At 73.0% G+C, this 7907-nt stretch carries 7 protein-coding genes; 2 read left to right on the top strand and 5 right to left on the bottom strand.

Annotated features, from left to right (window positions below):
• On the bottom strand, nt 1-614 hold a 614-nt coding region (locus L0B03_RS10795), incomplete at its 3' end, for an amidohydrolase family protein (RefSeq protein ID WP_250445801.1).
• Nucleotides 615-849: 235 nt separating this feature from the next.
• Between L0B03_RS10795 and L0B03_RS10790 the strand changes: the two genes are divergently transcribed.
• Together L0B03_RS10790 and L0B03_RS10785 are read left to right on the top strand one after the other, a co-directional pair.
• The gene (locus tag L0B03_RS10790) at nt 850-1191 is read left to right on the top strand and encodes an S-adenosylmethionine decarboxylase (RefSeq protein WP_250445800.1); all 342 of its coding nucleotides are present in this window, start codon (nt 850-852) and stop codon (nt 1189-1191) included.
• The gene (locus L0B03_RS10785) at nt 1191-1955 is read left to right on the top strand and encodes a hypothetical protein (protein WP_250445799.1); all 765 of its coding nucleotides are present in this window, start codon (nt 1191-1193) and stop codon (nt 1953-1955) included. Before L0B03_RS10790 ends, L0B03_RS10785 begins: the two co-directional genes overlap by 1 nt.
• Here L0B03_RS10785 and L0B03_RS10780 read toward each other — a convergent pair.
• The 4 genes from L0B03_RS10780 to L0B03_RS10765 form a co-directional block, all read right to left on the bottom strand.
• Nucleotides 1952-4264 carry a bifunctional diguanylate cyclase/phosphodiesterase gene (locus L0B03_RS10780; RefSeq protein ID WP_250445798.1) on the bottom strand — a complete coding sequence of 771 codons (2313 nt, stop codon included), beginning with the start codon at nt 4262-4264 and terminating at the stop codon, nt 1952-1954. The two genes, L0B03_RS10785 and L0B03_RS10780, sit on opposite strands and share 4 nt — an antisense overlap.
• A gap of 192 nt (nt 4265-4456) precedes the next feature.
• Nucleotides 4457-5596, bottom strand: a complete 1140-nt coding sequence (locus L0B03_RS10775) for a bifunctional 2-methylcitrate synthase/citrate synthase (RefSeq protein ID WP_250445797.1) — start codon at nt 5594-5596, stop codon at nt 4457-4459.
• Nucleotides 5597-5669: 73 nt separating this feature from the next.
• Nucleotides 5670-6572: a methylisocitrate lyase gene (gene prpB, locus L0B03_RS10770; RefSeq protein WP_250445796.1), complete on the bottom strand. Its 903-nt coding sequence runs from the start codon at nt 6570-6572 to the stop codon at nt 5670-5672.
• A partial coding sequence (locus L0B03_RS10765; protein WP_250445795.1) for an MmgE/PrpD family protein occupies nt 6572-7907 on the bottom strand: 1336 nt, incomplete at its 5' end. The genes prpB and L0B03_RS10765, both read right to left, overlap by 1 nt.

Here is a 7907-nt window from a genome sequence, read left to right as displayed (position 1 = left end):
GGCCCGGCGTCGGTGTGGCCCCACGAGGGCAGGGCCCCGCCCCGGACGAGCCGGGCGGCGACGCCGTCCGGCCCCTGGGTGCCGGGGAGCTCGGGGGCCAGGGTCATCGTGACGAGGTGACCGCGGGCGAGGGCGAGCAGCTCGGAGGTCAGGTCGGCATCCGGCGCGATGATGAGACCGGGGTCCTGCGCCCCGCACCGCAGCGTGGACAGGAACGGCCCCTCGAGGTGGATGCCCCCGATCTCCCCCGCCTCGGCCACCCCGGCCAGCAGGGTGACGCGGGTGCGCAGGACCTCGGGGCTCGCGGTGACCAAGGAGGCGACCACCGTCGTGGTGCCGTGGCGCCGGTGCTCGTCGATGGCGACCTGCACCTCGGCTGCCGTCCTCGCGTCCGGGAAGGAGGCCCCTCCCCCGCCGTGGCAGTGCAGGTCGACCAGGCCGGGCAGCACGTAGCCGTCGGTGGCGGGCACGTCCTGGACCAGGTCACCCAGGCCCGCCCCTCGCGCACCGAGGGCTTCCCCGACCCAGCGGACGCGTCCCTCGTCGACCGCGACGACCCCGTCCGGGATCAGCCCGCTCGGGGTGACCACCCGTCCGCGCAGCAGCGTGGTCACCCAGGGCCTCCTCGAGCTCGTAGGCACGAGGCCGAGGGCCGACTCGTGCCCGATCAGCCTAGTGCGGAGGGCCGCGGCAGGGCATGATCGGTGTGCTGTCGGTCACACCGCTGTGACAGCAGTCGACCGGCCGGTGTGGCAACTGGGTGAACAACCCGCTCAGACGTGGACAGGTCGGACATACTGACGCGACCTGCCCCTGACGATCATGGGCCGACCCCTTCGGAGGACTGCTGTGCGAGACCTGGCCCCAGAGATCCATCGTCAGCGCCTCGTGGTGGAGGGACTGTGCCGCGAGCCGATCGACGCCGCCTCGATCTCCGCCTACCTCTCGCAGCTGTCGAAGTCGATCGACATGGTCGAGCTCACCGAACCGGTGACCCACCAGTCCCCCCTCTACGGGTGGGCCGGCTGGATCCACTGGGAGACCTCGGGAGCCCACTTCTACGCCTGGGACCAGCCCCGGCTGTTCTTCAGCGTCGACATCTACGCCTGCAAGCCGTTCGTCGCCCAGTCGGCGGTCGAGCTCACCCGGGAGTGGTTCGACGCCACCGAGGTCGTCTACAAGGAGTTCTGATGAGCGCCGTCCCGTACTCCATGCACTTCGCCCCCGAGGGCGAGCTGCTCGAGTCCGCTCGCGAGTGCGAGGCCGAGGTCTTCCTGCGCTGGTACGGGAACACCCGTGAGCAGCTCGTCGAGGAGTACGGGCCGTACGACGACGCCTCGGCCTTCCTCGCGATCGCCGACCAGGGCGGTGACGTGGTCGGGGCCGTGCGGCTGCTCGCCCCGGGGGGCCGCGCGGGGCTCAAGACCCTCACCGACGTCGCGGCCCCGCCCTGGTCCGTGCCCGGTGCGCGAGTCGCGTCCGCCGCGGGCCTGGACCTGGGCTCGACCTGGGAGATCGCGACCCTCGGGGTGCGGCGGCAGGACCGGGCCGACGGGCTACGCCTGTCGCTGGCCCTCTACCACGGGCTCATCGCGGTGTGCCGGGCCAACGGGATGAGCTCCTTCGTGGCGGTGCTCGACGAGAGGGTTCGCCGCCTGCTGCACTCGGTCGGCCTGCTCACCCAGGTGCTGCCGGGGACCTCGACGGCGCCATACCTCGGCTCCGCGGCGAGCACCCCGGTCTTCGCGCGCTGCGCCCCGGTCCTGGACAACCAGCGGCAGCAGTTCCCCGACGCCTACCGTCTGGTCACGCTGGGCGTCGGGCTCGACGGCGTGACGGTCCCGCCCGCTGAGGCGTTCCGCCTGCACGACCGCCTGCGCGCCCCCGACGACCTGTCGACCACCTCGCTGGCCGCGGTCCCCTCCGACCTGGCCCTCCTGACCGAACGGGTCTAGCCCTGCTGCCCGAACGCGTCGAGCGAGATCGTCGCCGCGGCCGCGCTGCTGGGACGTTCGGCCTGACGTCGTCGCACCCACGGCGCGACCTCCGAGGCAGGCATCGGCCGGGCGACGTGGAAGCCCTGGAGGACGTCGACCCCCATGGGCAGCAGCTCTGCCGCGGCCGCCTGGTCCTCGACGCCCTCGGCGACCAGGCGCAAGCCGAAGGCCCGGGCCATCTGGGCCGTGGTCTGCACGATCATGCGGCTGCGCTCGTCCGTGGCCACCGGGGTGATGAAGGACCGGTCCATCTTGATCTCCTGGACCGGCAGGTCTCGGAGGTAGGACAGCGACGAGAAGCCCGTCCCGTAGTCGTCGATCGCGACCTGCACCCCGTGCCGTCGCAGCTCGAGGAGGGCCTCGCGAGCGCGCTCGGGCTCGGCCAGGAACGAGTCCTCGGTGACCTCGACCATCAACCGGTCGGCGGGGAAGGTGGCGTCGTCGAGGGCTGAGATGAGCTGGGGCAGGATGCGTCCGCCGACCAGCTCGGGGGGCGCCCAGTTCATCGCGACCCGGAAGGTGAAACCGGCCTCTGCCCAGCGGCGGGTGTCGGCGAGCACCCGGCGCAGGACCACCTCGGTGACCGCCCCCATGAGCCCTGACGTGCGGGCGTCGGCGAGGAAGGCCACCGGGGAGAGCAGACCCTCGGTCGGGTGCCGCCAGCGGACCAGCGCCTCGACGGCCACCACACGCCCGGTGCGTGCGTCGACCTGCGGCTGGTACCAGACGACGAGCTGGCCGTTGGTGACGGCCTGACGCAGGGCCTCGCTGCGGGAGAGCCGGTGCTCGGCCAGCCCGTCGTGCGCGGGGTCGAAGAGCAGGGCGCCCGCCCCGGTCTGCTTCGCCTGGTACATCGCGATGTCGGCCCGTCGCAGCAGCTCGGTCGAGGACTGGTCCCCGGCCTTGCGGACCGTGATGCCGACCGAGGCGTCCAGGCTCAGGTCGAGCCCGCGGACGCGCAACCGGTCCTTGAGGACGGTGCGCAGGCGCTGGGCGGTCTCGTGCAGGGCGAGGACGTCGTCGTTCGGCACCACGAGGGCGAACTCGTCGCCGCCGAGCCGGGCCAGGGTGACGCGGTGGTCGAGGTTGGCGCGCATCCGGTGCGCGAGGGTCACCAGGACCTCGTCGCCGACCATGTGCCCGAGGCTGTCGTTGACGTCCTTGAACCCGTCCACGTCGAGGAGCACGACTCCGATCGGTCGCTCCGAACGCAGCCGGGTGTCGACCTCCGAGAGCAGGGCGCGTCGGTTGGGCAGCCCTGTGAGCTCGTCGGTCATGGAGAGTCGCATCGCCTCGGCCGCCCCGCGGGCCTCACGCAGCGCGATCGACATCCGGGCCCCGACCCCCACCAAGGTGACCAGGGCCGGGATCTTGACGGACCAGCCGACCAGCCCCGGCGGGTTGACCATGAGCATCACGAGGGCCAGGCCTGCCGCGGAGGCGAGCAGGACGGTGCTGCGCATCCCGCCGTCCTCGGGGGCCACCACGCTCGCCCGACGTTCGCAGGCGCCGGCGACGACGAGGGCGAAGCTCCCACCCCACAGCGCGGCGAGGACCAGGCTCGTCGAGTACGTCCCGTCGTCGTGCCCGAGCAGGAAGGTGCTGTCGGCGACCGCCAGCCCCAGGAACCCGAGGAGGAGCGCGACCGACGCGAGCGAGGGCTCCCGGTGCCGGACCAGCACCTGCGCCAGCACGACGGCGAACATGACCACGTTGATCAACGGGTAGAGGACGGCCAGCAGCAGTGCCAGGCCCCCGGAGCCGAAGGTCGAGGTCAACGGCGTCAGCAGCGGGAAGGCGGCGAGGCAGACGGCAGCCCCGCAGACGACCACGGCCTCGAGCCACACAGCACCCGTCAGCGGCGACCGACGCGGCCGGTCGACCAGGAGGAAGGCGGCCATGGCCAGGTAGGAGGCGAAGCAGAGGAACTCACCCGGGGCCGGGAAGGTGACCGCGGTGACCGTCTGGCCCAAGGAGACGCTCGCCGAGCCGACGGCCCAGACCGCGACCGCACCGGCCAGGAACAGCAGCGGGACCCGACGCGAGGGACGCAGCGCCGCCACGACGAGCAGGCGCAGGACGAGGGTCGCGAAGAACACCCCGAGGGTGACGACCAGGGTGATGCGCACCGGGGTGCCGCCGGAGTCCCCCGGCACCAGCGCGGCGGTCCCTGCGCCCAGGGCCAGGACCAGCCACGGCGCCCAGGCCAGGGCACGGTCGGCGCGCACGAGAGCAGGCGCCGTGGCGTCGGCTCTCGCTGCTGCCATGTCCACCCTCGCTCTCTCGACCCACCGCCGCGCGCACCGCGGGCGGGGCACGTCCCTGACATGCCCCCCAAAGATCAATCGGCGCGAATTGTCCGAACTTGAGGCCCGGTTCGCGCATCTCTCAGAGTGGACCCCTCGGCCGCGATGCGCGCGGCGACCCGCGGGACCACGCCGAGCGGGCCCCGTGCAGCATCACCGGTGCCGTTCCTCTCGTCCGACGTACTCGCTGAGCGGACGGATCAGGGCGTTGTCGGCGCGCTGCTCGAGGACGTGCGCGGTCCAGCCCATGACGCGGCTCACCGCGAACAGCGGGGTGAACGTCGCGGTCTCGAAGCCCATGAGGTGGTACGCCGGGCCGGCAGGGTAGTCGAGGTTGGGCAAGATGCCGGTGCGCGCCGTCATCGCCCGCTCGAGGGCCTCGTACCGTTCGAGGAGGTCGTGCCCGCCGGTGTGCTCGACCAGCCGGTCGAGGGCCTCGCGCATCGTGGGGACACGGGAGTCCCCGTGCTTGTACACGCGGTGGCCGAAGCCCATGACCTTGCGCCCCTCACCCAGCGCGCGCTCGAGCCACTCCTCGGTGCCTGCGGCGGGCCCGATCTCGGTGAGGGTCTCCATGACGGCCTCGTTCGCTCCCCCGTGGAGCGGTCCCTTGAGGGCGCCGACCGCGGCGACCACGGAGGAGTACAGGTCGGACAGGGTCGAGGTGACCACGCGGGCCGTGAAGGTCGAGGCGTTGAACGAGTGCTCGGCGTACAGCACCATCGAGGTCCGGAAGGCGTCGTGCACGACCGGGTCGGGCTCCTCCCCGAAGGTCATCCACAGCAGGTTGGCAGCGTGGTCCAGGTCGTCGCGCGGGGCCACCGGTCCCAGGCCCAACCGCCGACGGCGGTCCCTCGCGACGACGGTGGGCAGCTGGGCGAAGAGCCGTACGGACCGCGCGAGGTCGGCCTCGGCCGAGGTGTCGCGGTCCGCGTCCTCGGCGCCGATGACGCTGATCGCGGTGCGCAGCACGTCCATGGGACGGGCCGCCAGGGGCAGCGCGTCGACCGTGGCCTCGACGAGGGGCGAGAGGAACCGTGCGGAGCGTTCGAGGTGGGTGAGGCCCTCGCGCTCGGCGGGGTCGGGGAGCTCTCCGTGCCAGAGCAGCCACGCGACCTCCTCGACCGTGCAGTCCCGGGCGAGCTCCTGGACGGGGTAGCCGCGGTAGAGGAGCGAGTTCGACCCGGGGTCCACGTGGGAGACGGCCGTGGTGTCCACGACGACCCCGGCGAGGCCGCGGGCCACTCGGCGCTCGCTCGTGGCGGGCCTGGGCTCCGTGGGTGTGCTGGTCATGTGCGCTCCTTTGCGTCCATGTCGCTGTACGTCGGTGTCACGGGGTGGGGCGGGTCGTGCGGATCGGGCGGAATCAGCCCCCGTACCCGGTCGAGGTGAAGACGGTCGAGTCGAAGCGCTCGTAGCCCGCGTAGTCGAGGAGCTCGTAGAGCCGGGAGCGGGTCTGCATCCGAGGGACCAGCGGCTCGAGGGTGCCCTGCTCGGCGAGCAGGTCGAGGGCCTCCTCGGCGACGCCCATCGCGAGGCGGAGCAGCGAGACGGGGTGGATGACGACGTCCACCCCGACCGCCGCGAGCCGGGCGTGGGTCACGAGCTCGGTCCGGCCGAACTCGGTCATGTTCGCCAGGAGGGGCACGTCCACCGCGCGGCGGACCGCCTCGAGCTCGTGCAGGTCGGTCAGCGCCTCGGGGAACACCGCGTCCGCCCCGGCGTCGACCAGGGCGCGCAGTCGGTCCAGGGTCGCGTCGAGCCCCTCGACGGCGCGGACGTCGGTCCGGGCCATGATCAGCAGGTCGGGGTCCCGGCGCGCGTCGACCGCGGCCCGGACCCGCCGCAGAGCCGTGGGGAGGTCGACGACGGCCTTGCCGTCGAGGTGCCCGCACCGCTTCGGGTTGACCTGGTCCTCGACATGCAGGCCGGCGACCCCCGCGTCCTCGAGCACCTGGACCGTGCGGGCCATGCTCATCGGTTCGCCGAAGCCCGTGTCGGCGTCGACCAGCACGGGGAGGTCGGTGACCCGCGCGACCTGCTGGGCGCGCTGCGCGACCTCGGTGAGGGTGGTCAGCCCGACGTCGGGCAGGCCGAGGTCCGCGGCGATCACCGCACCGGAGAGGTAGACCCCGCCCATGCCCTTGTCCTGGATGAGGCGGGCCGAGAGCGGGTTGACGGCCCCCGGCATCACGAGCAGCTCGTCAGCGGCGAGCCGGGCGCGCAGGTCGGCCCGCTTGGCCGCGGGGGTCCTCGTCGAGTGGAGCATCAGAAGATCCCTCGGGTCGGGGCCACCTCGGCGAGGAGGTCGGCCGGGGCGGTGACGGTGAGCGCGCCGAGCTCCTCGGGGCCCAGCTCGGGCAGGCGCTGGGCGACCTCGAGGAAGCGCTCGGTCTCGGCCTCCGCGAGGACGCCGGCGGCCAGCGTGCGGAACTTCTCGAGGTACTGCTCCCGCGCGAAGGGCCGCGCACCGAGCGGGTGGGCGTCGGCCACGGCGATCTCCTCGACGAGCCGACGGCCGTCGGTGAAGGTCACCTCGACCCGGCCGCCGAAGGCCTTCTCGGCCGGGTCGGTCGCGTGGTACCGCCGGGTCCACACGGGGTCCTCGGTCGTGGTGATCCTGCGCCACAGCGCGACGGTGTCGGGCCGGGCCGCCCGCTCGGGGGCGTAGGAGTCGACGTGGTGCCACGCGCCGTCCTGCAGGGCCACCGCCACGATGTACGGGATGGAGTGGTCGAGGGTCTCGCGGGAGGCGCGCGGGTCGTACTTCTGCGGGTCGTTCGCCCCTGAGCCGATCACGTGATGGGTGTGGTGGCTGGTGCGGATCACGATCTGCTCGACCCGCTCGGGGTCCGCCACCTCCGGGTGCTCGCGGTGCAGCCGCCGGGCGAGGTCGATGAGGGCCTGGGACTGGTACTCGGCCGAGTGCTCCTTGGTGTAGGTGTCGAGGATCGCCCGCTTGGGCTCGCCCGGGGCCGGCAGGGGGACCTCGTAGCGCGACTCCGGCCCGTCCAGCAGCCACGCCAGGACGCCGTCCTCCCCCTCGTAGATCGGCGTCGGCGAGGTCTGGCCGCGCATGGCCCGGTCGACCGCCTCGATCGCGACCTTGGCGGCGAAGGCCGGGGCGTAGGCCTTCCAGGTCGAGATCTCCCCCTTGCGGGACTGCCGCGTGGCGGTCGTGGTGTGCAGGGCCTGACCGACCGCGTGGAAGGTCGTCGCAGGATCGAGCTCCAGCAGGGTGCCCAGCGCCGCAGCGACCGCAGGCCCGAGGTGGGCGACGTGGTCGATCTTGTGCCGGTGCAGGCTGATCGACCGCACCAGGTCCACCTGGATCTCGTAGCCCGTGGCCACCGCCCGCACGAGCTCGGCGCCTCCGAGCCGTCGCCCGCCCGCCAGCGACCGCCCGACCAAGTGCTGGGCCACCGCGAGGACGGGGGCGATGGTGTCCCCCGGGTGGGAGTAGTCCGCGGCGAGGAAGGTGTCGTGGAAGTCGAGCTCGCGCACGGCCGTGCCGTTGGCCCAGGCCGCCCACTCGGGACTCACCCGACGCCCACCCTCCAGCCCGACGACGGTCGCCCCCGGCGCGCTCGGGTGCGCCAGGGCC

Source organism: Actinotalea sp. C106 (assembly GCF_023630195.1).
Lineage (GTDB): Bacteria > Actinomycetota > Actinomycetes > Actinomycetales > Cellulomonadaceae > Actinotalea.
This window is presented reverse-complemented; position numbering and strand designations above follow the sequence as displayed.